The sequence below is a fragment of the Salipiger bermudensis genome, assembly GCF_017309175.1.
Lineage (GTDB): Bacteria > Pseudomonadota > Alphaproteobacteria > Rhodobacterales > Rhodobacteraceae > Salipiger > Salipiger bermudensis.
The window spans coordinates 152,107-174,533 of record NZ_JAEKJV010000009.1 but is presented as its reverse complement, the minus strand read 5'-3'; the positions used below and the strand labels follow the sequence as shown (position 1 = coordinate 174,533).

The 22,427-nt window shown below is 67.0% G+C and carries 24 protein-coding genes and 1 tRNA gene; 16 read left to right on the top strand and 9 right to left on the bottom strand.

The genetic code is table 11. The annotated features are described in order from the left end of the window. Positions 1-45: 45 nt before the first annotated feature. Positions 46-921 (bottom strand): 3-hydroxybutyryl-CoA dehydrogenase, encoded by an 876-nt coding sequence (locus JF542_RS14075; RefSeq protein ID WP_007796879.1) that lies wholly within the window; start codon positions 919-921, stop codon positions 46-48. Between the two features lie 158 nt (positions 922-1,079). Between JF542_RS14075 and JF542_RS14070 the strand changes: the two genes are divergently transcribed. The 6 genes from JF542_RS14070 (at position 1,080) to JF542_RS14045 (ending at position 8,761) form a co-directional block, all read left to right on the top strand. After that, entirely contained in the window at positions 1,080-1,907 is an 828-nt protein-coding gene (locus JF542_RS14070; RefSeq protein WP_040544538.1) for a DUF6473 family protein, read from the top strand. Positions 1,908-2,094: 187 nt separating this feature from the next. Continuing rightward, on the top strand, positions 2,095-3,486 hold the full coding sequence (locus tag JF542_RS14065; RefSeq protein ID WP_007796875.1) for a bifunctional enoyl-CoA hydratase/phosphate acetyltransferase: 1,392 nt from the start codon (positions 2,095-2,097) through the stop codon (positions 3,484-3,486). Between the two features lie 224 nt (positions 3,487-3,710). Next, positions 3,711-4,556 (top strand): arsenate reductase/protein-tyrosine-phosphatase family protein, encoded by an 846-nt coding sequence (locus JF542_RS14060; RefSeq protein WP_207076292.1) that lies wholly within the window; start codon positions 3,711-3,713, stop codon positions 4,554-4,556. Beyond that, the gene (locus JF542_RS14055) at positions 4,556-5,554 is read left to right on the top strand and encodes an ArsJ-associated glyceraldehyde-3-phosphate dehydrogenase (protein WP_207076291.1); all 999 of its coding nucleotides are present in this window, start codon (positions 4,556-4,558) and stop codon (positions 5,552-5,554) included. The genes JF542_RS14060 and JF542_RS14055 overlap by 1 nt, the downstream gene beginning before the upstream one ends. Positions 5,555-5,618: 64 nt before the next feature. Next, on the top strand, positions 5,619-6,890 hold the full coding sequence (gene arsJ / locus JF542_RS14050; RefSeq protein WP_207076290.1) for an organoarsenical effux MFS transporter ArsJ: 1,272 nt from the start codon (positions 5,619-5,621) through the stop codon (positions 6,888-6,890). Between the two features lie 131 nt (positions 6,891-7,021). Then, a complete protein-coding gene (locus JF542_RS14045; protein WP_207076289.1) occupies positions 7,022-8,761 on the top strand; it encodes a PHA/PHB synthase family protein in 1,740 nt (579 codons plus the stop codon). Here JF542_RS14045 and JF542_RS14040 read toward each other — a convergent pair. The 3 genes from JF542_RS14040 to pheS all read right to left on the bottom strand — a co-directional run bounded on the left by JF542_RS14040 (position 8,746) and on the right by pheS (position 10,592). After that, the gene (locus JF542_RS14040) at positions 8,746-9,090 is read right to left on the bottom strand and encodes a phasin family protein (protein WP_242533751.1); all 345 of its coding nucleotides are present in this window, start codon (positions 9,088-9,090) and stop codon (positions 8,746-8,748) included. The genes JF542_RS14045 and JF542_RS14040 overlap by 16 nt on opposite strands. A gap of 76 nt (positions 9,091-9,166) precedes the next feature. Then, positions 9,167-9,451, bottom strand: coding sequence for a YrhK family protein (locus tag JF542_RS14035; protein ID WP_007796865.1), 285 nt, complete (start codon positions 9,449-9,451; stop codon positions 9,167-9,169). A gap of 70 nt (positions 9,452-9,521) precedes the next feature. Next, positions 9,522-10,592, bottom strand: coding sequence for a phenylalanine--tRNA ligase subunit alpha (gene pheS / locus JF542_RS14030; RefSeq protein ID WP_207076288.1), 1,071 nt, complete (start codon positions 10,590-10,592; stop codon positions 9,522-9,524). Positions 10,593-10,726: 134 nt separating this feature from the next. Here pheS and JF542_RS14025 point away from each other — a divergent pair. Further along, positions 10,727-10,803 (top strand) — tRNA-Arg (locus tag JF542_RS14025). Between the two features lie 59 nt (positions 10,804-10,862). Further along, on the top strand, positions 10,863-11,609 hold the full coding sequence (locus tag JF542_RS14020) for a phosphatase PAP2 family protein (RefSeq protein WP_207076287.1): 747 nt from the start codon (positions 10,863-10,865) through the stop codon (positions 11,607-11,609). A gap of 84 nt (positions 11,610-11,693) precedes the next feature. Here JF542_RS14020 and rplT read toward each other — a convergent pair whose 3' ends face one another. From rplT to pyk, 4 genes are all read right to left on the bottom strand, one after another. Further along, positions 11,694-12,059 carry a 50S ribosomal protein L20 gene (rplT, locus tag JF542_RS14015; RefSeq protein WP_007796779.1) on the bottom strand — a complete coding sequence of 122 codons (366 nt, stop codon included), beginning with the start codon at positions 12,057-12,059 and terminating at the stop codon, positions 11,694-11,696. 15 nt (positions 12,060-12,074) lie between these two features. Further along, the gene (gene rpmI, locus JF542_RS14010; protein ID WP_007796782.1) at positions 12,075-12,275 is read right to left on the bottom strand and encodes a 50S ribosomal protein L35; all 201 of its coding nucleotides are present in this window, start codon (positions 12,273-12,275) and stop codon (positions 12,075-12,077) included. 151 nt (positions 12,276-12,426) lie between these two features. Next, positions 12,427-12,651: a hypothetical protein gene (locus tag JF542_RS14005; protein ID WP_207076286.1), complete on the bottom strand. Its 225-nt coding sequence runs from the start codon at positions 12,649-12,651 to the stop codon at positions 12,427-12,429. A 124-nt stretch (positions 12,652-12,775) separates the two neighbouring features. After that, positions 12,776-14,221, bottom strand: coding sequence for a pyruvate kinase (gene pyk, locus JF542_RS14000; RefSeq protein WP_040544529.1), 1,446 nt, complete (start codon positions 14,219-14,221; stop codon positions 12,776-12,778). Positions 14,222-14,360: 139 nt separating this feature from the next. Here pyk and JF542_RS13995 point away from each other — a divergent pair, with 139 nt between their 5' ends. Together JF542_RS13995 and JF542_RS13990 are read left to right on the top strand one after the other, a co-directional pair. Beyond that, complete coding sequence (locus tag JF542_RS13995; protein WP_207076285.1) at positions 14,361-15,098, top strand: N-formylglutamate amidohydrolase; 738 nt, start codon at positions 14,361-14,363, stop codon at positions 15,096-15,098. A gap of 61 nt (positions 15,099-15,159) precedes the next feature. After that, on the top strand, positions 15,160-15,474 hold the full coding sequence (locus tag JF542_RS13990; protein WP_007796794.1) for a DUF1244 domain-containing protein: 315 nt from the start codon (positions 15,160-15,162) through the stop codon (positions 15,472-15,474). Between the two features lie 85 nt (positions 15,475-15,559). On the opposite strand, the gene JF542_RS13985 is transcribed toward JF542_RS13990, so the two are convergent. Further along, a complete protein-coding gene (locus JF542_RS13985) occupies positions 15,560-16,090 on the bottom strand; it encodes a DUF3576 domain-containing protein (RefSeq protein ID WP_040544533.1) in 531 nt (176 codons plus the stop codon). Between the two features lie 271 nt (positions 16,091-16,361). Here JF542_RS13985 and JF542_RS13980 point away from each other — a divergent pair, with 271 nt between their 5' ends. From JF542_RS13980 to JF542_RS13955, 6 genes are all read left to right on the top strand, one after another. After that, positions 16,362-17,414, top strand: a complete 1,053-nt coding sequence (locus JF542_RS13980; protein WP_207076284.1) for a porin — start codon at positions 16,362-16,364, stop codon at positions 17,412-17,414. A gap of 78 nt (positions 17,415-17,492) precedes the next feature. Then, the gene (locus JF542_RS13975) at positions 17,493-18,959 is read left to right on the top strand and encodes a sulfotransferase family protein (RefSeq protein WP_207076283.1); all 1,467 of its coding nucleotides are present in this window, start codon (positions 17,493-17,495) and stop codon (positions 18,957-18,959) included. After that, positions 18,950-19,603: a YggS family pyridoxal phosphate-dependent enzyme gene (locus JF542_RS13970; protein WP_207076282.1), complete on the top strand. Its 654-nt coding sequence runs from the start codon at positions 18,950-18,952 to the stop codon at positions 19,601-19,603. The genes JF542_RS13975 and JF542_RS13970 overlap by 10 nt, the downstream gene beginning before the upstream one ends. 322 nt (positions 19,604-19,925) lie before the next feature. Then, positions 19,926-20,858, top strand: coding sequence for a bifunctional riboflavin kinase/FAD synthetase (locus JF542_RS13965; protein WP_007796810.1), 933 nt, complete (start codon positions 19,926-19,928; stop codon positions 20,856-20,858). Next, positions 20,855-21,325, top strand: coding sequence for a YcgN family cysteine cluster protein (locus JF542_RS13960; protein ID WP_007796815.1), 471 nt, complete (start codon positions 20,855-20,857; stop codon positions 21,323-21,325). The genes JF542_RS13965 and JF542_RS13960 overlap by 4 nt, the downstream gene beginning before the upstream one ends. Beyond that, positions 21,325-22,404, top strand: coding sequence for a threonine aldolase family protein (locus JF542_RS13955; RefSeq protein WP_207076281.1), 1,080 nt, complete (start codon positions 21,325-21,327; stop codon positions 22,402-22,404). The genes JF542_RS13960 and JF542_RS13955 overlap by 1 nt, the downstream gene beginning before the upstream one ends. Positions 22,405-22,427: the final 23 nt, after the last annotated feature.

Sequence of the window (22,427 nt, the reverse complement as noted above, 5' to 3'; positions counted from 1 at the left end):
CCCGCCACCGGAAAAGATTTTTCGAACGAAAAATCTTTGTCCGCGTCAGCGCGTCGGCACCGGCTCCTCGCCGCGATAATCGTAGAAGCCGCGCTTGGTCTTGCGACCGAGCCAGCCTGCCTCGACATACTTGGTCAGCAGCGGGCAGGGCCGGTACTTGGTGTCGGCCAGCCCGTCGTGCAGAACGTTCATGATCGCGAGGCAGGTGTCGAGCCCGATGAAATCCGCCAGTTCCAGCGGCCCCATAGGATGGTTGGCGCCAAGCTTCATCGCCATGTCAATGGAGCGCACGTTGCCCACGCCTTCATAGAGCGTGTAGACCGCCTCGTTGATCATCGGCACCAGGATCCGGTTCACGATGAAGGCCGGGAAATCCTCGGCGCTGGCGGCGGTCTTGCCAAGGTTCTCGACCACCTTCATGCAGGCCTGGTAGGTCTCCTGATCGGTGGCGATGCCGCGGATCAGCTCGACCAGCTGCATCACCGGCACCGGATTCATGAAGTGGAAGCCGAGGAACTTCTCGGGGCGGTCGGTGCGCGAGGCCAGCCGGGTGATCGAGATCGACGACGTATTCGAGGTCAGGATGGTGTGCGGCAGCAGGTGCGGCGCGAGGCTGTCGAAGATCTTCTGCTTCACCGTCTCCTGCTCGGTCGCGGCCTCGATCACCAGATCGGTCTGGCCGATCTCGGCGATGTCGAGCGTCGACGAGATCCGGCTCAGCGCGCCGTCGCGGTCTTCCTGGGCGATCTTGCCCCGGCTGACCTGGCGATCCATGTTGGCGGCGATCAGGGTCATGGCCTTGTCGAGCGCCTCGGGGCTGACATCCGAAAGCCGGACCTCGTATCCCGCGAGAGCCATCACGTGCGCGATGCCGTTGCCCATCTGGCCCGCACCCACAACACCGATCTTGCTGATATCCATCGCCCATAACCCTTTCGTTTGCGCGCCAAACATAGGCATGCGCCTCGACCCGCCGCAAGGCGGGTGGGCCGGATTTGTCGGGCTTTTTCGCTTTAGCAGAATCTCAACTCCGCTGTCCGAGGCTCTTCCCCGGGTGAGAACGAACCAAGGTGGGAGACATGACCTTCGCTATGACGGCGCCGGGGGCGCTGGACTATTTTCCGTGCCGCTATGGCCGTTCGCGGGTGTTGTTCCGCGGGCCGCGGCGGCCGCTCGATGCGCCCTACGTGGCGTTCCTCGGCGGCACCGAAACCTATGGCCGCTTCATCGAAGCGCCCTTTCCCGCGCTGATCGAGCGCCGGACGGACACGACCTGCATCAATCTCGGGGTGGTGAATGCGGGGCTCGACCTCTACCTGCACGACCCGGGGGTGCTGCACGTGGCCGAACGCGCCGACCTCTGCGTCATGCAGATCATGGGAGCGCAGAACATGTCGAACCGGTATTACGGTGTGCATCCGCGACGCAACGATCGCTTCCTGCGCGCTTCCGAGCGGCTTCAGACCCTCTACCCGGAGGTCGATTTCACCGAATTCCACTTCAACCGGCACCTGCTCGGCCGGCTACGAGAGATCTCGGAAGACCGCTTTGACGAGATCGCGGGCGAGTTGCGGCAGGCCTGGCTGGCACGGATGAAGCACCTGCTCACCCTGCTCCGGGGCCGGGTGCTGCTGCTGTGGCTGTCTGAGCACCGCCCACCCGACGCGCCCGACACCTCGCTCGAGGGCGGGCCGCTGCTCATCGACCGCACCATGCTCGACGCGCTGCGTCCGCGCGCCATCGGACTGATCGAGATGCCGCAAAGCGAGGAAGCCCGCCATACCGGGGCGCCGGGTCTGGTGTTCAGCGATTTCGAGGCCAGCGCCGCCGCCGAACTCGTGGGCCCGCTGGCCCATGACGAGACCGCCGCCGCGCTGGCGCCCCTGATCGCGGAGTATCTCGGCTGACAGCACCTGCCCGGATTTTCATCGTCGCACCCGTCGCAACGCATTGATCCGCATCGGTTGCCGCAGTGCGGCGAGCGGACGCAGGCAGGGGGTCGTGGACGCGTTGCACAAAGGGTCTATAGCTGTGACCGGAAGACCTGCCCCGCGCGCCGCCCGGTGGCAGGCCCGTGAACAGCCGGAGACCCAAATGCTGATCGAGAACCGCACCTTCGACGAACTCAAGGTGGGCGACAAGGCGGAGCTGAACCGCCTCATCACCGCCGACGACCTGCTGGTCTATGCCAACGTCTCGGGCAACCACAATCCGCTGCACATCTTCGATCAGGACGGTGATGGCGACGGCCGCCCCGAGGCGATGGCCCCGGGCTCGTTCATCGGCGCGCTGCTCGGGGCGGTGCTGGGCAATGTGCTGCCCGGCGCCGGCGCGCTTTACCGCGCCCAGAACGCCCAGTTCCACGCCCGTGTCTTCGCCGGCGACGAGCTGGTGATCGGCGTCACCGTGACCGACAAGAACGAGCGCGAGACCACGGTGACGCTGGCCACCGAAGTGCGCCGCCTCGGCGATGGGGCGCTGGTCCTGTCGGGCGCGGCCGAGGTGCTCGCTCCGCGCCGCAAGGTCAGCTACAACAGCCACGATCTGCCCGGCCTCGTGGTGCAGCGCCACCGCCATTTCGAGAAGCTGCTGAAGCGCGCCGAGCCGCTCGCGGCACTGAAGACCGCCGTGGTCTGCCCCGAGGAGCCCAACTCGCTCGGCGGCGCGCTCAAGGCCCGCGATCACACCCTGATCGAGCCGATCCTGATCGGCGACACCGACAAGATTGCCGAGGTCGCCTCGGCCATGGGCGTGACCCTCGACGGGGTCGAGATCCTGCACGAACCGCTGCACCGCAACGCCGCGCGCAAGGCGGTGGAGCTGGTGCACGAGGGCCGCGCCGAGGCGATCATGAAGGGCCACCTGCACACCGACATGCTGCTGCGGCCGATCCTCGACAAGCAGACCGGGCTGCGCATGGGGCGGCGTTTCACCCATATCTTCGTGATGGACGTGCCGGGCCAGCCGCACCCGCTGCTGGTCAGCGACGCCGCGATCAACATCGCCCCCGATCTCAAGACCAAGGTCGACATCACCCAGAACGCCATCGACCTCGCGATCTCGCTCGGCATCGAGCAGCCCAAGGTCGGGGTGCTCTCGGCCACCGAGACGGTGAATCCCGACATCCCCTCCTCGATCGACGCGGCGCTGCTGTCGAAGATGGCCGATCGCGGGCAGATCACCGGCGGTCTGGTGGATGGCCCGCTGGCGATGGACAACGCCGTCGACATCGCTGCGGCGCGCACCAAGGGCATCACCTCGGACGTGGCGGGACAGGCCGAGATCCTCGTGGTGCCCAATCTCGACGCCGGCAACATGCTGGCCAAGCAGCTGACCTACATCTCACATGCCGAGGCGGCGGGGCTGGTGCTGGGCGCGCGGGTGCCGATCATCCTCAACAGCCGCTCCGACGACGACATGAGCCGCCTCGCCTCCTGCGCGGTCGCGGCGCTGCATCACGCGCGGATGAGCGGCAAACAGGGCTGAGGCCAGCGCGCCCGCGTGTCGGGCGCGCTTCACGTCATGAAGCCCCCTGCGGCAACGGCGTCGCTCGTGGCGTCGAGGTCAGGGTGCGCGCTTCGTGCGGCTCAAGCGAGAAGACCTTTCAGGCGCGTCGTGTCCGCCGGGCGTCCGCGCGCCGATCAGCCTTCCAGCCCGTGTCATCAATACTTCACTTGCTCAATTCGAAACACTTTCATAATTCATGAAATATGGAAGTGATACGATTCGAACAGCTCAGCACCCTCAGCCACCCCCAGCGGATGGACGTGTTCCGCCTGCTCATGCGGCGTTACCCCGACGCGCTGCCGGCAGGCGAGATCACCGAGGTTCTGGGGCTCAAGGCCAGCACCGCCTCGGTCTACCTCTCGGCCCTGCGCGAGGCCGGCCTGATCACCCAGACCCGGTCCGGGCGCTCGCTGCTCTACCGGGCGAACATCGCCGCGCTGCGCGGACTCGTGGGCTTCCTGTTCAACGACTGTTGCCGGGGGCGGCCAGATCTCTGCCCGCCCGAGGCGTTTGCCAGCCTGCAAGGAGGACCAGCCATGTCCGACGGAAAATACAACGTGCTCTTCATCTGCACCGGCAACTCCGCCCGCTCGATCATCGCGGAGACGCTGCTGCGCCACCTTGCGGGCGACCGCTTCAACGCCTTCTCGGCGGGCACCCGGCCCTATTCCGAGCTCAACCCGATCGCTCTCGCCACGCTGCACGACAAGGGGTTCGACACCGCGGGCCTCCGGTCCAAGAACATCTCGGAGTTCCAGGGCCCCGACGCACCGAAGCTCGACTTCGTCTTCACCGTCTGCGACCGCGCCGCGAACGAGGAATGTCCGGCCTGGGCCGGCCAGCCGATCAGCGCCCACTGGGGCCTGCCCGACCCGGTCAAGGCCACCGGCACCGAGGCCGAGAAGAGCCTCGCCTTCCAGCAGGTCTTCGGCATGCTCAAGCACCGGCTCTCGGCCTTCACCGCCCTGCCGCTCGACACGCTCGACCGGATCTCGCTGCAAAAGGCCGTCGACGAGATCGGCAACCCCGAAACCGAGGACCACGCCTGATGACCACCTACGCACTGAACGGGCTTGGCCGCATCGGCAAGCTCGCCCTGCGCCCGCTTCTCGAGACGGGCGCGAACATCGCGTGGATCAACGACGCGGTGGGCGACCCGCAGATGCACGCGCATCTTCTTGAATTCGACACCGTGCACGGGCGCTGGGACGCGGCCTTTTCGCATGACGCCGACAGCATCAGCATCAACGGCACCCGCCTTCCGGTGCATGGCGAAAAGCGGCTCGAGGACCTGCCGCTCGAGGGCGTGGACGTCGTCATCGACTGCACCGGCGTGTTCAAGACCGAGGCCAAGCTCGCCCCCTATTTCGCCGCCGGCGTTAAGAAGGTGGTGGTCTCGGCCCCGGTGAAGGACGGCCCGACCGCCAATATCGTCTACGGCGTCAACAACGACGCCTACGACCCGGCGCGGCACCACATCGTGACGGCGGCAAGCTGCACCACCAACTGCCTCGCGCCGGTGGTGAAGGTCGTGCACGAAAATCTCGGCATCCGGCACGGCATGATCACCACGATCCACGACGTGACCAACACCCAGACCATCGTCGACCGCCCCGCCAAGGATCTGCGCCGTGCCCGCTCGGCGCTGAACTCGCTGATCCCGACCACCACCGGCAGCGCCACCGCGATCACGCTGATCTATCCCGAGCTCACCGGCAAGCTGAACGGCCACGCCGTCCGCGTGCCTCTGCTCAACGCCTCGCTCACCGACTGCGTGTTCGAGCTCGAGCGCGAGACCACCGTCGAGGAGGTCAACGCCCTCTTCGAGGCCGCCGCCACAGGCCCGCTCGAGGGCATCCTGGGCTACGAGACCCGCCCGCTGGTGAGCTGCGACTACGTCAACGATGCACGCTCGGGAATCATCGACGCGCCATCGACGATGGTGGTCAATGGCACCCAGCTCAAGGTCTATGCCTGGTATGACAACGAGTGGGGCTACGCCCACCGCCTTGCCGACGTGGCGCAGATGGTCGCCGCCTCGCTCTGACACGCCCTCGTCACGCGCCTGCGCTAGCACGCGCGTGACAGATCGCACCGGAAAGATCCGCATCATGACCACCGACGCCTCCGAGAGGCCGCTCGCGGCCTATATTGCCGTCACCGCCGCCTATTGGGCCTTCATGCTCACCGACGGCGCGCTGCGCATGCTGGTGCTGCTGCATTTCCACACGCTCGGCTTCTCGCCGGTGCAGCTGGCCTATCTTTTCGTGCTCTACGAGATCGCCGGCGTGATCACCAACCTCTCCGCGGGCTGGATCGCGGCGCGGTTCGGGCTGACCTCGACGCTCTATGCCGGGCTGAGCCTGCAGGTTCTGGCACTGCTGGCGCTGGCGCAGCTCGATCCGTCGTGGGCGATCGGAGTTTCGGTGGCCTTCGTGATGCTGGTGCAGGGGGCCTCGGGCGTCGCCAAGGACCTTGCCAAGATGTCGTCGAAATCAGCGGTGAAGCTGCTGGCGCCCAAGGGCGAGGACGGGCTCTTCCGCTGGGTCGCGGCGCTCACCGGGTCGAAGAACGCGGTGAAGGGGCTGGGCTTCCTGCTCGGCGCGGCGCTGCTGGCGCTGGCAGGGTTCGTGCCCTCGGTGCTCGCCATGGCGGCGGTGCTCGCGGTGATCCTCGTGGCGGTGGCGCTGCGTATGCCCAAGGGTCTGCCCACCGGTCGCAAGGACGCCAAGTTCCGCGAGGTGATCTCGAAGAACCGCAACGTGAACTGGCTGAGCTTTGCGCGGGTCTTCCTGTTCGGCGCCCGCGACGTGTGGTTCGTGGTCGGCATCCCGATCTATTTCTACGCCGTGCTGTCGGACGGCACCGAGGCAGGCAACCGCGTGGCCTTCTTCACCATCGGCACGTTCATGGCGGTGTGGATCATCCTCTACGGCGCCGTGCAGGCGGCCGCACCCCGGCTGCTCCGGGCGCGCCAACGCGGCGAAGCGGCGCTGATCGGCGACGCCCGGCACTGGGCGCTCGCGCTTTTCGTGGTGCCCGCGCTGCTGGCGCTGCTGGTGGCGCTGGCCGGCGCGCCCGCGCCGTGGCTGACCGTGACGCTCGTGCTGGGCCTGCTGGTCTTCGGGGCGATCTTCGCGGTGAACTCGTCGCTGCACTCCTACCTGATCCTCGCCTTCACCGAGGATGACCGCGTCACCATGGACGTGGGCTTTTATTACATGGCCAACGCCGCCGGGCGGCTTCTGGGCACGGTGCTGTCGGGCGCGAGCTACCAGCTCGGCGGGCTGCCGCTCTGCCTCGGCACCGCGGCTGTCATGGTGGCACTGAGCGCCTGGGGCGCGGGACGGCTGCGCCCGCACCCGGCGGAGCAGGCGGCCTGAGCGCCCCGGCGCGCCCCGCTGCCGGAGTGTTTCCGCCAACACACCGAAAAGTCTTGGAAAAGGACGCAACGTCACGGTCGACCTTGCGCCGGATCAAGGCGGCCCGCGCCGGATCGTGAGACCCCGGGGGCATGGAACATGCTGGCCCCATCACCCCCGCCGTCGCCGTCCCCGTCCGGGAGACCCAAGCGCATGATGCCATTGACCGCTCCTATCACGCGGCACTTGGCAGCCTGACCGGGGGGCTCTCCCCCATGGGGCTGGCCACCGCGTGGTTCGACTGGGCGGCGCATCTGGCGGGATCTCCCGCCAAGCAGGCCGAGCTGCACGAGCGCGCCGTGGCCAACGCCGCCAAGGCGGTTCAGGCGGCGGTCAGCTGCCCGTTGCGCCCGGCCTCGGAAAGCTGCGATGCGATGGCCGCCGACAAGCGCTTCCGCGACAAGGAATGGCAGCGCGCGCCCTACAATCTCCTCGCGCAGTGGTTCCTGCTTACCGAGGACTGGTGGGATGCCGCCACACGCGGTGTGCAGGGCATGGCCCCGCGCCACGCACAGATCGTCAATTTCGCCACCCGCCAGACGCTCGACATGCTGGCGCCGTCGAATTACGCCGCGACCAACCCGGTGGTGCTCGACCGGACCCGAGAAGAGCACGGCGCCAACCTGCTGCGCGGGCTGCGCAACTGGATGGAGGATTTCGCCCGTGACGCCGAGGGCGCCCCGCCCGAGACCGGCGGGTTCAAGGTCGGCGAGACCCTCGCGACCACGCCGGGCGAGGTGGTCTATCGCAACCGTCTGATCGAGCTGATCCGCTACCGCCCGACCACCGAGAGCGTGCAGGCCGAGCCGCTGCTGATCGTGCCCGCCTGGATCATGAAATACTACATCCTCGACCTGTCGGCGCATAACTCGATGGTGCGTTTCCTGCTCGACCAAGGCATCGAGGTCTACATGATCTCGTGGCTGAACCCCGGCGAGGAGGACGCCGACCTGGGGCTCGAGGATTACGTGCGGCTCGGCATCTTCGACGCGCTCGAGGTGATCGAGCGCGCCGTGCCAGGGCAGAAGATCCACGCCGCCGGCTATTGCCTCGGCGGCACGCTGCTCTCGATCGCCGCCGCCGCCATGGCGCGCGATGGCGATGCGCGACTGGCCTCGCTGACCCTGCTCGCCGCGCAGGTGGATTTCACCGAGGCCGGAGAGATCACCCTCTTCATCGACGACAGCCAGGTCGCCTTCCTCGAGGACATCATGGCCGAGCAGGGCTACCTGAAATCCGACCAGATGGCCGGCGCCTTCCAGATGCTGCGCTCGAACGACCTCATCTGGTCGCGTACGATCCGCGAGTACCTCCTTGGCGAACGCGGCAGCATGAACGACCTGATGGCGTGGAACGCCGATGCCACGCGGATGCCCGCACGGATGCATGCCGAGTACCTGCGCAAGCTCTTCCTCGAGAACCGCCTGGCGCTGGGGCAATACAGCGTCGACGGGCGCCCGATCTCGCTCGAGGATATCGAGGTACCGGTGTTTGCCGTCGGCACCGAGCGCGACCACGTGGCACCGTGGCGTTCGGCCTGGAAGATCACCCGCTTCGCGGACGGCGAAAACACCTTCGTGCTGACCAGTGGCGGGCACAATGCCGGCATCGTCTCCGAGCCCGGGCACCCCCGGCGGCACTTCCGCGCGGGCCCGGTCCCCGGCCATGCCACCGATCCCGATCTGTGGATCAAGGCGCATGCCGTCCGCGAGGGCTCGTGGTGGCCGGAATGGACCGAGTGGCTGGAGCGGCACTCCTCCGAGCGCCGCCACGTCGAGGCGGCCCCCCTGCCCTCGCTTTGCGCGGCCCCGGGGCGCTACGTCTTCGGCTGACCGGCGCGCGGGAACCAGCAGTGATCGAGGATCTCGGTCACGCGCCCCATATGCGCCCGGTAATCCGACACCGCCCGACGGAAGAACGCCGCCTGAATGCGCGCAAGCTCCGCCGGGCTGCGGCTGTGCAGGATCTCGTGCTGGGTTTCCACGTCGGCGCGGATGCGGTCGGCATAGAAGCTTTGCATTTCGCTGCCGAGGTCGAGCCACGCATCCACCATGTCGGTGGCGGCGAAGGGCTCGAGGCTCCAGCGGATGCGGAAGTCATTCGGGGTCGGTTCCGGGCTCGCGTCCGTCTGCAGACGGTCTTTCATGACGATGCTGTTCATGGTCTCCTCCACGCTCATAATCGTGGATTGTACCAGCCTGAGAGAGTCGTTGCCTTGATCCCGGTCAGCCGCGGGATCAGTCGTTCTCGGCGCGCTCGGCCAGCGTGTCGAGCTTGCCCATGCGGTAGAGCTTGATCTCCCGCGACAGCCGCAGCGTCGGCTTGGCCATGAACAGCACCGAGCCCACGGTGAAGAGCCAGACCGCCGGGGTCTCGTATTTCGGCCAGAAGAACAGCACCGAACCGATGGTGAAGCACACGGCCGCGCCGAAATCGACAAGCGTGTGGGCGATCTCGAACAGCGCGTAGACCCGCCGCGTGTCGGCGTTGCGCTGTCGGTTGGCGTGATTGAAGAGCTTCATCGCGGTTCGGTCCTATCGTCGGGAGGCATCCTCCCGACCTTAGATCCCGTGTCCGCGATGGCCAGTCGGTTCAGCGCGACAGGCCGCCGCGGATCGTCGGCACGTCGAGCGAGGCGAAGCCGTAATGGCGCAGCCAGCGCAGGTCGCTGTCGAAGAAGGCGCGCAGGTCGGGGATACCGTATTTCAGCATCGCGATGCGGTCGATGCCCATGCCGAAGGCAAAGCCCTGCCATTCGTCGGGATCGATGCCGCCGGCGGCCAGCACCTTGGGGTGCACCATGCCCGAGCCCAGAACCTCGAGCCAGTCGTCGCCCTCGCCCACCACGACCGAGCCGTCCTTCCACTGGCACTGGATGTCGACCTCGGCCGACGGCTCGGTGAAGGGGAAGTGCGAGGCGCGGAAGCGGGTCTTTACCGTGGTGCCGAAATAGGCCGAGAAGAACTCTTCCAGCACCCATTTCAGGTTCGCCATGGAGATGTTCTTGTCGATGGCGAGGCCCTCGACCTGGTGGAACATCGGCGTGTGGGTCTGGTCGTAGTCGGCGCGGTAAACGCGGCCCGGGCAGATGATGCGCAGCGGCGCGCCCTGCGCCTCCATCGAACGGATCTGCACCGGCGAGGTGTGGGTGCGCAGCACATGCGGCGGGCGCTCGTCGCCCTCGGCACGGTTCATGTAGAACGTGTCCATCTCGGCGCGCGCCGGGTGGTGGCCGGGGATGTTGAGCGCGTCGAAATTGTACCAGTCCTTCTCGATCTGCGGCCCTTCGGCCACCGAGAAGCCCATGTCGGCGAAGATCGCGGTGCATTCTTCCCAGACCTGGCTCACCGGGTGTATCGAGCCCTGGCGGCGGGTCCGGCCCGGCAGCGTCACGTCGAGCCATTCGGACTGAAGGCGCTCGTTCAGCGCGGCATCGGCCAGCGCCGCCTTCTTGGCGGCCAGCGCGCTGTTGATCTCGTCCTTCAGCGCGTTGAGCTTTGGGCCCATGATCTGGCGCTCTTCCGGGCTCATCTTGCCAAGGCTGCGCATCTGCAGGCTGATCTCGCCCTTCTTGCCGACCGCCTGCACGCGCAGGTCTTCGAGCGCCGCCTCATCGGCAGCAGCCCCAATCAGCTCGATGTACTTTTCGCGCAGATCATCCATCTCGGCACCCTCGTATCCAGGAGTTGCCCGTCACCTAGCCGGGCCGGTGGAAAGACGCAAGTCACAGGGGCAAAACCCGGGCGCCAAGGCCGATTGCGTGGCCCTTCTCTTGCGGCTAGAACGGGCGGGCGCACGGCCCGTTAGCTCAACTGGATAGAGCAGCTGACTTCTAATCAGCAGGTTCGGGGTTCGAGTCCTCGACGGGTCGCCAGCGCTTGTCTCCTGCCGCGCGCGCCCCAGCTTGTGGCCGGCACCGCCAAGGAGACCAGAATGCAGCTGCCCGCCCCGATCGCCGCCCTCACCCGCCGCATGGAAGCGATGACCCTGCTTGGCATCGTCGTGGTCGCCGGCGCACTCTGGGGCTTCGTGGCGCTGGCCGCCGAGATGCTCGAGGGCGACCTGCACGCCTTCGACGAGGCGGTGCTGCTGGCGCTGCGCACGCCCGGAGACCCGACCAACCCGATCGGGGGGCCGCAGGTCGAGGTCGCGATGCGCGACCTGACCGCGCTTGGCGGCGTCACCATCCTGACGCTGATGACCGCGGCGGTGCTGGCCTACCTCATCCTGCGCGGTGCGCGCGCCTCGGCGCTCTTCGTGCTCTGTGCCGTGCTGGGCGGCCAGCTGCTGTCGCATTTCGCCAAGTTCGCCTTTTCGCGCCCGCGCCCCGACCTGGTGCCGCACGGGGTCGACGTGGCCACCGCCTCGTTCCCCTCGGGGCATTCGATGATGGCGGCGGTGACCTACCTGACGCTTGCGGTGATGCTGGTCCGCACCGAGAAACGCCGCCGGATCCGTGCCTTCCTGGTGATCATGGCGGCGCTCCTGGCGGCGCTCGTGGGCACCAGCCGGGTCTATCTCGGGGTGCACTGGCCCTCTGACGTGCTGGCGGGATGGAGCCTTGGCGCCGCCTGGGCTCTCGGCGTGGCGCTGCTGGCACGCTGGCTTGCGCGGCGCGGCCGGATCGAGCCGGAGGCCCCCTGCGAGGCGGAGCCGGCCGAGGCAACGCTCGCCCGCTGATCCCGCCAAGCTGACCTTGGGACATGAAAAAACCGCGCCCGGAGCCCCGGACGCGGTCTTTTTCGATCTCGAAGGAGTGGTCGCTTACGCGGCCAGAGCACCCTTGGCCTGATCCACGATCGCGCCGAAAGCTTCGGGCTCGTGAACGGCGAGGTCTGCGAGGACCTTGCGGTCGACCTCGATGCCGGCCTTGGTCAGACCGTTGATGAACTTCGAGTAGGTCAGAGCCTCGTCATGCGCGCGGACGGCTGCGTTGATACGCTGGATCCACAGGGCGCGGAAGTTGCGCTTGCGGTTCTTGCGGTCGCGGGTCGCGTACTGGTTCGCCTTGTCGACGGCCTGTGCGGCAACCTTGAAGGTGTTCTTGCGACGGCCGTAGTAGCCTTTCGCCTGATCGAGAACCTTCTTGTGACGGGCGTGGGTGACGGTACCACCTTTGACTCGTGCCATGTGTCTAGCCTCCTATCAGCGGTCGTAGGGCATGTAGCCCTTGACGATTTTCGCGTCGGGTGCCGACAGCGTGGTGGTGCCGCGAGCGTCGCGGATGAACTTCGTGGTGCGTTTGATCATGCCGTGGCGCTTGCCGGCCTGACCTGCGACAACCTTGCCGGTGCCGGTCACCTTGAAGCGCTTCTTGGCGCTCGATTTTGTCTTCATCTTGGGCATTTCCGTCTCCTTGACGTTCTGCGGTGAACGCGCGACTCGGCATGCCACTGATGGCCGGACGCGCGGTAAGAGGCGCCCTCATAGGCGCGACGGGGCTTCGATGCAAGCGGGAATCACGGTGCTGCCGGGGCGCGGCATCCGTCCGCGCTGGCTATCGCACGACATCGGCGATGACACCATAGACGGCATCTGGCACATCGCGCGGATCGTAGCCGCCCGGCTGGCGGGTATTGCCGTGCAGCAGCACCGCCAGCGACGCCAGCGCAAGCACGCTCCCGACATAGGGCCGGCGGCTGTCGGCATAGGCCGAGAACAGCGCAAGCACGGCGCAGCAGGCAAGAAACAGTCCGAGAACAAGCAGTTGGTCCGGGGTCATGCGGCGCAGGCTAGCACGCCCCAAGGGCGCTGTCGCGCAGCCGCTGCACGATCGGGGCGCCCAAAAAGCGAAAGGCCCCCGCGTCTCGAGACGCGGGGGCCCTGCGATTCGCCGCGTGACCGGATCACTCCGGGTCGGTGGAGTAGATCAGGCGCTCGTCGCAGGGCGCGACGCGCAGAATGTTGGTGGTGCCGGGCATGTTGAACGGCACGCCGGCGGTCACCACGATCTGGTCCTCGGAGCCAGCATAGCCCTGCGCCCGTGCGGCGCGGGCGGCGTTGACCACCGCTTGCTTGAAGCGCTCGAGCTCGCCGGTCATGACGCAGTTCACGCCCCATGTCAGCGACAGGCGGCGGGCGGTGCCGCGCAGCGAGGTCATGGCGATGATCGGCACCCGCGGACGCTCGCGCGCCACCTTGGCCACCGTGGTGCCCGAGGAGGTGAAGCAGCAGATCACCTTGATGTTGGCCGACTCGGCGATCTCGCGCGCGGCGGCGACGATGCCGTCGGCCACGCCGGTCTTCTCGATGTTACGGCTTGCCTCGATCACCTCGGTATAGGTGCTGTCCTGCTCGACGCCGACGGCGACGTTGTTCATCGTCGTTACCGCCTCGACCGGATACTGGCCGGCGGCCGATTCCGCCGACAGCATCACCGCGTCGGAGCCCTCGTAGATCGCGGTCGCCACATCGGAGACCTCGGCGCGGGTGGGCATCGGGCTCTCGATCATCGATTCGAGCATCTGGGTCGCGACGATCACCGGCTTGCCGGCGGCGCGGCACTTGCGGATCAGGCGCTTCTGGATTGGCGGCACCGCCTGCACCGGCAGCTCGACGCCAAGATCGCCGCGCGCCACCATGATGCCGTCGGAAGCCTCGAGAATGGCGTCGAAGCTCTTCACCGCCGACGGCTTCTCGATCTTCGACAGGATCGCGGCGCGACCGTCGCAGAGCTTGCGCGCCTCTTCCACATCCTCGGGGCGCTGCACGAAGCTCAGCGCCAGCCAGTCGACCCCGAGCGCCGCGGCAAATTCCAGATCCTTGCGATCCTTCTCGGACAGCGCCGCCAGCGGCAGCACCACATCTGGCACGTTGACGCCCTTGCGATTGGAGATCGTGCCGCCCGCCTCGACGATGCAGTTGGCGAAATCCTCGCCGCATTCTTCCACCCGCAGGCGGATCTTGCCGTCATTGACCAGAAGATGCGCGCCGACGCCGAGCGCCTGGAAGATCTCCGGGTGCGGCAGGCAGACGCGTTTCTTGGTGCCCGGCGCCTTGTCGAGATCGAGGCGGAAGGTCTCGCCCCACTCGAGCTCTTCCTCGCCGTTCTCGAACTCGCCGACGCGGAGCTTCGGGCCCTGCAGGTCGGCAAGGATGGCGATCGGGCTGTCGAGATCCTTCTCGACCTGCCGGATGGCGCGGTGCAGCTTGGTGATGTCTTCGTGGGTGCCGTGGCTCATGTTGAGACGAAACACGTCAGCCCCGGCCTCGTGCAGGGTGCGGATCATCTCGTAGGTGTTGCTCGCCGGGCCAAGCGTGGCCACGATCTTCACTTTGCGCAAACGTCTCATTTTCCGTCTCCCTGCGGCGGTGCCGCCAATTGTTCTGCCTTAAACCAGTTACCGCTAACGCTCTCTTACCCGCGGTATTGCGCAATTCCCTTCATGGCGCAACTGCTCTAAACGGACGGGTGCGAACAAGACGGCTGCCATGACCTACACACCATACCAGATAGAGGGAGAAGGCCGGAAAGGGCGCTTTCTGGTCACCTGCGATCATGCGACCAATACCGTGCCGCCCGATCTGGGGGGAACCCTTGGCCTGCCCGAGGCCGACATGGCGCGCCATATTGCCTATGATGTAGGCGCTCTTGGAACGGCGCGCGCCTTGGCCGAGGCGCTCGACTCGCCGCTGGTCTGGGCGGATTTCTCGCGCCTCGTCATCGACCCGAACCGCGGCGAAGACGACCCCACCCTGCTGATGCGGCTTTATGACGGCTCGATCATTCCCGGCAACCGCCACGCCGACGAGGAAGAGAAGGCGCGCCGGCTCAACGCCTATCACCGCCCCTACCATGCCGCACTCGAGCTGCTGGCGGCGTCGCGCGGCGAGGTGGCGATCGTGTCGGTGCACTCCTTTACCCGCCAGCTGCGCGGCCGCCCCACCCGGCCGTGGCACGTGGGCATCCTGCACGCGTGGGACGCGCGGCTGTCCGATCCGCTGATCGCCCGGCTCGAACAGGAGCCCGACCTCACCGTGGGCCGCAACCAGCCCTACCCCGGCCACCTGCCCGGCGATGCCATCGACCAGCACGCGCTGCGGCATGGCCGGGTCAACACGCTGATCGAAGTTCGCAACGACCTGATCGAGACCGAGGCGCAGCAGCGCCACTGGGGCGGACGACTCGCGCCGCATCTTCAGGCCGCCCTCGACGAAGTGCCCGAGTGACCCCACATATCCGGGCAGACGCCCATCTCATGACGACAACCTGATGACGACGGAGGACTCCATGGACGACCAGACCCGAATCGAGCTCGAGGCCGCCGCCTTCCGCCGGCTGCGCAAGCACCTGATGGAAGACCGGCAGGACGTGCAGAACATCGACTTGATGAATCTCGCCGGCTTCTGCCGCAACTGCCTGTCGCGCTGGTACCAGGAGGCCGCCGCCGAGCGCGGCATCGACATGGGCAAGGAAGATGCGCGCGAGATCTTCTACGGCATGCCCTATGACGACTGGAAGCAGATGCACCAGACACCGGCGGATGACAGCAAGAAGGCCGCCTTCGAGACGGCCTTTGCGGAGAATGTCGGCAAGGAGAGCTGAGTCGCCGGGCGGGGCCTTGGGGCCTCGCCGATGACCTCACGCAGATCGGGCGCGGGCCATGGGTCCGCGCCTTTTCTTTGGCGCCTCAGAGGTCGTTGTCGCGTGCGCGCAGCTGACGGGCGCGGGTCAGGATGGCATCCTCGACCGCGCGCATGGTTGCGCCATCGACCGGGCCCGAGCGCGTCATCAGCGCGACATTGAGCGAGCGCGCGTCGAGCGCCGGGTCCGAGATGTAGATCGTTGCGCGATATGTGCCGCCGCCACCCGGCGGCGTGCCGTAGCCGGTGGTGATCACGCCGGTGAACGGATCGACCGAGTCGACCGGAAGGAAATCCAGCACGTCGAGCGAGGCATTCCAGATATAGCGGTTCACCGCACCGACCTTGCCGGCATCCTCGCGCGCGCCGAAAATGTCCCAGATGGTGGAATCGGGCTGCCCCTCGCGGCCGTAGATCTCCTGCTCGATGATCTCCTGCGAGGTCTCGGCATTGCCCGGCGGCACATTGCGCGTGTCGGACCCCTGACCGTCGAACCAGCTGTTCACCGTGCCGCACCCAGACAGAAGCAGCAGCCCGCCCGTCAGGATGGCACCTGTCGCCGTTCGCATAAATCTCATCTGCTCAAGCTCCTGCCCGTCTCGTCTTTGCGCACCTGCATACTCGGGCACCGGGCGCGCGACAAGCCGCGAATGCCTTAGACAAAGGACGCCTCGGGGCACGCGCGCCGGGCTGCCCGACAGCGTTGTGGCAATTGCGCATCACTGATTTGCTTGTTGCCCGGGGCGTCCAGCGCAGAGTTGCAAACGAAGGGTCCGAAGGCGCATAGAAAGCCCATCAAGGCCGGGCTACCCGGATTGGTACGTGCCTTACGAACACATGAGGGAAACAATGAAAAGCATTCTGTTTGCTACCACCGCGCTGGTTGCAACCGCAGGCGTCGCCTCGGCAGAAATCGCCCTGACCGGTAACGCCGAAATGGGTATCTACGCACCGGCAGTCTCCGACGGCGAAGACGGCCTGGAAATGGGCGAAACCCAGTTCTTCACCGACATGGACATCCGTTTCACCCTGTCCGGCGAAGCTGACAACGGCCTGACCTTCGGCGCCACCATCGACCTCGACGAAGCTGCTGACCGCGGCGAGCCGGGCCGTTTCGAGAGCCCGAACGTCCAGGGCGGCGAAGCGATCTTCATCTCCTACGGTGGCGCGACCTTCACCATGGGTGACACCGACGGCGCTCTCGACGCTCGCGTGCCGGAACTGGCGCTCGCAGGCGGCTCGCTGAACGACGACGAGACCACCCACCTCGGCTTCAACCACGCTGACGGCTTCAGCGACTCCGACGGCGACGGCGACTACAGCGTCATCAACGACGGTGTCGGCCTCTCGCTCGACGGCTTCGGTGACGGCCAGATCGCTCGTCTCGACTACGCCTACGACGCCTTCACCTTCTCGGCATCGCTCGAGCAGGTTGCTGATGGCGCCGACGCAGAAATCGGTGATGAGGACATCGGCGACACCATCTGGGCCCTCGGTGTTTCGTACTCCGGCCAGGTGTCGACCGTCGACCTGACCGTCGGCCTCGGCTACCAGACCCTGGACGAAGTCGCAGACGTGACCTCGATCGCAGCAACCGGTGGCTTCGGAAACGGCTTCTCGGCTGGCCTGACCTACACCGACATGTCGATCGACGACGCGGACGACATCCAGCACTGGGGCATCGGCTTCGGCTACGAGATGAACGCCATCGCAGTCGGCGTGAACTACGGTGAGTACACCCAGGACGACGACAAGCTGTCCGGCTTCGGCCTCGCCGCCACCTACGACCTCGGCGGCGGTCTCTCGGCTCGCTTCGGCTACGGCTACTCGGACGTCGATCCGGACGCCGGCTCCGACGACGACTTCGACAACTACTCGCTGGGTCTCAGCATGTCCTTCTAATCTCCTCTGAGATTGGGATAAGGGAAGAGCGGGCAAAAGCCCGCTCTTTTCTTTTTGTCCGACCGAAAGGTGCCCGCAATGCTGCCGCTCTCCGCCGACACCAAGGCCCGGCTGATGAAACAGGCCGCCAGCGACATGGCACAAGGCCGGCTCGCCAAGGCCCGCGGCGCCCTGCAACAACTCGCCCTCGCCGACCCCAAGCGCGCGGACATCCCGTACCAGCTGTCGCGCATCGCCTTTGAAGAGGGCGACCGCGAGACCTGCCTCGCCCAGCTGCGCAAGGCAGTGAAACTTGCCCCCGGCAATCCTCAGCTCACCCGACACGCCGCCGAGCGATTCCGCCATCTCGGCGCCAGCAATGAGGCGCTCGCCGCCTATGACCGGCTGATCGCCGCCCCGGGCAACACGCTTGGTGCGCAGGCGGACAAGGCGCATTACCTGCAGCATCTCGGACGCTTCGACGAGGCCGAGAAGATCTTCCGCAAACTGCTCAAGCAGCACCCCAACGAGGCGCAGCTCTATCGCATCTTTCTTGGCGGAAAGAAGCTCGCCAAGGGCGATCCGCTGCTGCCCGCGATGGAAAAGCTCTGGGCCCGCAAGGATCTGCCAGAGCCCGCCCGCATCCAGCTGAGCTACGCGCTCGGCAAGGCGCTCGACGAGACCGGCGCGCCCGAAAAGGGCTTTGCCTGCGTCGACCGCGCCAACGCCCTGCAACGCAAGGCCGCGCCCTTCGACAACGCCGCACAGGATCGCGAGTTCGCCACCGTGCGCGCCGCGCAGGACGACCTTCCCGTCCTGCCCTCTTCTGAGGCCCTGAGCCCCCGCCCGGTCTTTGTCACCGGCATGCCGCGCTCGGGCACCACGCTGGTCGAGCGAATCCTCGCGGCCCATAGCGAGGTGAGCGCCGGCAACGAGCTCGGGCTGGCGCTGAAGCTCGCCTATGGCACTTTCGGCGCCGGCGAGCAGATGCGCCCGATCACTGACGCCGCCAAGATCGAGGCCTTCGCTCGGCGCTACACCACGCTGGCCCGGCGCGACGTGCCCGGCGACAGCCGGGTGATCACCGACAAGTCGATTCTCTCCTACCTGATCATCGGCCTGCTCCACCGCGCCCTGCCGCAGGCGCGCTTCGTGGTGGTGCAGCGCGACCCGCGCGACATCGCGCTGTCGATCTACAAGAACTATTTCAACACCGGCAGCCACCGCTACGGCAACGATCTCGCCGACATCGCCCATGCCATCAAGCGCTTCCGCGGCTTCGTCGCGCATTGGAAACAGGCCCTGCCCGGCGTGGTGCACGAGATCCGCTACGAGGCGCTGGTCGCCGATCCCGAGCCGCAATCTCGGGCGCTGATCGCGGCGGCGGGGCTTGACTGGCAGGACGCCTGCCTCGATTTCCACAAGAACAAGAGCGGCGCCGTGAAGACGCTCAGCGTCAGCCAGGCGCGCCAGCCGATCTATACCGGCTCGGCGCAGGCCTGGCGAAAACACGAGCGCGAGTTGCAACCCTTCATCGAGGCGTGGGGAGACGAACCATGGGACTGACCGACATCCGCGAGCGCGTGGCCAAGGCCGAGGCAAAGGCCGGACGGCCTGAAGGCTCGGTGCAGCTGATCGCGGTGAGCAAGGTGCAGCCGATCGAGCGCGTCGAGGCGGTGCTCGAGCAGGGCCACCGGCTCTTCGGCGAGAACAAGGTGCAGGAGGCGCAGGGCAAGTGGCCGGCGCTGAAGGAGCGTTTCGACGGTGTCGACGTGCACCTGATCGGACCGCTGCAGACCAACAAGGCGCGACAGGCGATGGAGCTGTTCTCGGCGATCCACGCGGTCGACCGGCCGAAGCTCGCCAACACGCTGGCGCGGCTGGCGCAGGAGATGGGCCACTGCCCGGATCTCTTCGTGCAGGTCAACACCGGCGAGGAGCCGCAGAAGGCGGGAATCCTGCCGGCGGATGCAGATGCCTTCATCAAGGAGGTGCGCGAGCTCGACCTGCCGCTCAAGGGGCTGATGTGCATCCCCCCCGTCGAGGAAACCCCCTCGCTGCATTTCGCGCTGCTGGCCAAGATCGCCGAGCGCAACGGACTCGAGGGGCTGTCGATGGGCATGTCCTCGGATTTCGAGCAGGCGATCTCGCTCGGCGCGACTCACGTTCGGGTCGGCTCGGCGATCTTCGGGGAACGCGATTACGGGTGAGGTGACGGCGGGGGCGTTCGCCGCCTGGGGGCGCCGCCGCGCATCGCCGGACCGCGGGGCGGCGATCCAAGGCTCTGAACCTCTCGATTTATCCCTGCCAAGTCCGAAAGGCCTCGACACTCAGCCTTGGTATCACCAAATCGCCGGCCCGGGGGGCGGTCCGGCGATGCGCGGCGGCCTGCGGCCTTGATTCCGCGCCGCAACGCTCCACCACCTGCGATGACACGGCGGCGCCCAACCACCCAGCCAATCCCGCCCTGATCCCCCCTCCCCGCACCGCCCCATCTTGCGCCTGCCGGCGGACGGGGCTAGGCCTTCGCTCATGCGGATCATCCGGGATTACCAGTATGTCGAGCCCCAGGACCGGGGCGCCAGCGTGGCCATCGGGAACTTCGATGGCGTGCATCGCGGCCACCAGGCGGTGATCGGCCTCGCACGTGCGGCGGGCGGCGATGCGCCGCTCGGCGTGCTCACCTTCGAGCCGCATCCGCGCGAGTATTTTGCCCCCGAGTCGCCGCCCTTCCGGCTGATGTCGGCCAAGGCGCGCGCCTCGCGGCTCGAGAAGCTCGGCATCGAGCGGCTCTACGAGATCAACTTCAACGCGGCCCTCGCCGCGCTCACCCCCGAGGAATTCGCCCGCAAGGTGATCAAGGACGGGCTGGGTCTCAAGCACGTGGTCGTCGGCGCCGATTTCTGCTTCGGCAACAAGCGCGCCGGCACCGTCGAAGACCTCAGGCGCTTCGGCGAGGAGATGGGCTTTGGCGTCACCGTGGCCGAGATCCTCGAACACGAGGGCGGGCAGGTCAGCTCGACAGCGATCCGCGAGGCGCTCACCGACGGCCGCCCGCGCGACGCCGCCGCCCAGCTCGGGCATTGGCACCGCATCGAGGGCACGGTGATCGGCGGCGAGCAGCGCGGCCGAGAGCTGGGCTATCCCACCACCAACATGTCGATCGACGGGCTGCACCCGCCGAAGCTCGGCGTCTACGCGGTGCTGGTCGAGGTGCTCACCGGCGAGCACAAGGGCCATTACCACGGCGCCGCCTCCATCGGCGTGCGCCCGATGTTCGGCGAGAACCGCCCGAATCTCGAGACCTTCATCTTCGACTTCAAGGGTGACCTCTACGGCGCCACCCTCTCCATCGGGCTGGTCGAGTACCTGCGCCCGGAGCTGAAGTTCGACAGCCTCGAGGCGCTGATCGAGCAGATGGACGCCGACTGTGCCCGCGCCCGCGACATCCTGGAGGCGCTATGAGCGATCCCATCGACCGCAGCGGCCTCGCACCGCGCTTCTGGGAGACCAAGGCCCTCAAGGACCTCTCCGAGCGCGAGTGGGAGGCGCTTTGCGACGGCTGCGGCAAGTGCTGCCTGAACAAGCTCGAGGACGAGGAAAGCGGCGAGGTCGCGCTGACCGATGTCGCCTGCCGCCTGTTCGACGACGGCACCTGCCGCTGCGCGCAATACCCGATCCGGCACCAGTTCGTTCCGGAATGCATCGTCCTGAAGCCCTCCAACATCGATGAGCACGCCTACTGGATGCCGCAGACCTGCGCCTACCGCCTGCTCTGGGCCGGCGAGCCGCTCTTCGACTGGCACCCCCTGATCTCGGGCGATCCCGAGACCGTCCACCAGGCCGGCGTGTCGATGCGCGACCGCACCGTGCCGGAGTTCGAGATCGACGAGGACGACTGGGAAGACCACATCATCGAGGAGCCCGTCTGATGTTCTTTGCCTCCGACAATTCCGGCCCGGTGCCGCCGCAGGTGCTCGAGGCGATGACCCGCGCCAACGCAGGCCACGTGGCCGGCTACGGTGCCGATGATCTGACGCTTTCGGTGACCCGGCGCCTGCGCGACCTCTTCGAGGCGCCCGAGGCGGCGGTCTATCTCGTGCCAACCGGCACTGCGGCCAACGTGCTGTCGCTGGCCTGCCTCTGCCCGCCCTACGCCACGGTGTTCTGTTCGCCGACCGCGCATATCCACGAGGACGAGTGCAACGCGCCCGAGTTCTTCACCGGCGGCGCCAAGCTCACGCTGGTGGGCGACAGTGACCGCATGACGCCAGAGACCCTGCGCGCCGCCATCGAGGGCGAGGAGACGCGCGGCGTGCACGGCCCCAAGCGCGGGCCGGTCTCGATCACCCAGCTCACCGAACGCGGCAACGTCTACTCCATGGACGAGCTGCGCGCCCTGACATCGGTTGCGAAGGAATACGGCCTGCCGGTGCATCTCGACGGAGCACGCTTCGCCAATGCCGCCGTGAGGCTCGGCGTCACGCCTGCCGAGATGAGCTGGAAAGCGGGCGTCGACATCTGCGTCTTCGGCGGTACCAAGAACGGGCTGATGGGCGTCGAAGCGGTGCTGATCTTCGATACCGCAGCGCGCTCAAGCAGCGAAGCGGTAGCGCTTCAACAAAAGGCGGCCGAGTTCGAATACCGCCGCAAGCGCGGGGCGTTGCTGTTCTCCAAGCACCGCTACCTCGCGGCACAGATGGACGCCTACCTGACCGACACCCTCTGGCACGACCTCGCCAGCCGCGCCAACGCGCGCTGCGACCAGCTGGTGCAGGGGTTGAAAGGCGCCGGACTGCGCATCGTCAACGACACCCACGCCAACATGGTGTTCTTCGAGATGTCGCGCGGGGCCCATCGCGCAGTGATGGCGCAAGGTGCCGACTACCACCTGTGGGACAGCGAAGACGGCCCCGACGAGTCGCTCGCCGTGGCGCGCCTCGTCTGCGACTGGTCGCTGAGCCCCGAGCAGGTGGCACAGTTCCTCGACCTGGTGCGCGCCGCGGCCTGAAACCCGCGCAAATGAAAAGAGGC

Excerpts from the sequence above, each read along its gene's own strand:
- JF542_RS14075 (WP_007796879.1), bottom strand. The coding sequence starts at position 921 with ATGGATATCAGCAAGATCGGTGTTGTGGGTGCGGGCCAGATGGGCAAC.
- JF542_RS14060 (WP_207076292.1), top strand. The coding sequence starts at position 3,711 with ATGGAAGTGATACGATTCGAACAGCTCAGCACCCTCAGCCACCCCCAG.
- rpmI (WP_007796782.1), bottom strand. The coding sequence starts at position 12,275 with ATGCCCAAGATGAAGACAAAATCGAGCGCCAAGAAGCGCTTCAAGGTG.
- JF542_RS13990 (WP_007796794.1), top strand. The coding sequence starts at position 15,160 with ATGGACGACCAGACCCGAATCGAGCTCGAGGCCGCCGCCTTCCGCCGG.
- JF542_RS14065 (WP_007796875.1), top strand. The coding sequence starts at position 2,095 with ATGCTGATCGAGAACCGCACCTTCGACGAACTCAAGGTGGGCGACAAG.
- JF542_RS13965 (WP_007796810.1), top strand. The coding sequence starts at position 19,926 with ATGCGGATCATCCGGGATTACCAGTATGTCGAGCCCCAGGACCGGGGC.
- pheS (WP_207076288.1), bottom strand. The coding sequence starts at position 10,592 with ATGGATGATCTGCGCGAAAAGTACATCGAGCTGATTGGGGCTGCTGCC.
- JF542_RS13980 (WP_207076284.1), top strand. The coding sequence starts at position 16,362 with ATGAAAAGCATTCTGTTTGCTACCACCGCGCTGGTTGCAACCGCAGGC.
- JF542_RS13985 (WP_040544533.1), bottom strand. The coding sequence starts at position 16,090 with ATGAGATTTATGCGAACGGCGACAGGTGCCATCCTGACGGGCGGGCTG.
- JF542_RS13960 (WP_007796815.1), top strand. The coding sequence starts at position 20,855 with ATGAGCGATCCCATCGACCGCAGCGGCCTCGCACCGCGCTTCTGGGAG.
- JF542_RS13995 (WP_207076285.1), top strand. The coding sequence starts at position 14,361 with ATGACCTACACACCATACCAGATAGAGGGAGAAGGCCGGAAAGGGCGC.
- JF542_RS14020 (WP_207076287.1), top strand. The coding sequence starts at position 10,863 with ATGCAGCTGCCCGCCCCGATCGCCGCCCTCACCCGCCGCATGGAAGCG.
- arsJ (WP_207076290.1), top strand. The coding sequence starts at position 5,619 with ATGACCACCGACGCCTCCGAGAGGCCGCTCGCGGCCTATATTGCCGTC.
- JF542_RS13975 (WP_207076283.1), top strand. The coding sequence starts at position 17,493 with ATGCTGCCGCTCTCCGCCGACACCAAGGCCCGGCTGATGAAACAGGCC.
- JF542_RS14045 (WP_207076289.1), top strand. The coding sequence starts at position 7,022 with ATGGAACATGCTGGCCCCATCACCCCCGCCGTCGCCGTCCCCGTCCGG.
- JF542_RS14035 (WP_007796865.1), bottom strand. The coding sequence starts at position 9,451 with ATGAAGCTCTTCAATCACGCCAACCGACAGCGCAACGCCGACACGCGG.
- JF542_RS13970 (WP_207076282.1), top strand. The coding sequence starts at position 18,950 with ATGGGACTGACCGACATCCGCGAGCGCGTGGCCAAGGCCGAGGCAAAG.
- JF542_RS14005 (WP_207076286.1), bottom strand. The coding sequence starts at position 12,651 with ATGACCCCGGACCAACTGCTTGTTCTCGGACTGTTTCTTGCCTGCTGC.
- JF542_RS13955 (WP_207076281.1), top strand. The coding sequence starts at position 21,325 with ATGTTCTTTGCCTCCGACAATTCCGGCCCGGTGCCGCCGCAGGTGCTC.
- rplT (WP_007796779.1), bottom strand. The coding sequence starts at position 12,059 with ATGGCACGAGTCAAAGGTGGTACCGTCACCCACGCCCGTCACAAGAAG.
- pyk (WP_040544529.1), bottom strand. The coding sequence starts at position 14,221 with ATGAGACGTTTGCGCAAAGTGAAGATCGTGGCCACGCTTGGCCCGGCG.
- JF542_RS14070 (WP_040544538.1), top strand. The coding sequence starts at position 1,080 with ATGACCTTCGCTATGACGGCGCCGGGGGCGCTGGACTATTTTCCGTGC.
- JF542_RS14040 (WP_242533751.1), bottom strand. The coding sequence starts at position 9,090 with ATGAACAGCATCGTCATGAAAGACCGTCTGCAGACGGACGCGAGCCCG.
- JF542_RS14055 (WP_207076291.1), top strand. The coding sequence starts at position 4,556 with ATGACCACCTACGCACTGAACGGGCTTGGCCGCATCGGCAAGCTCGCC.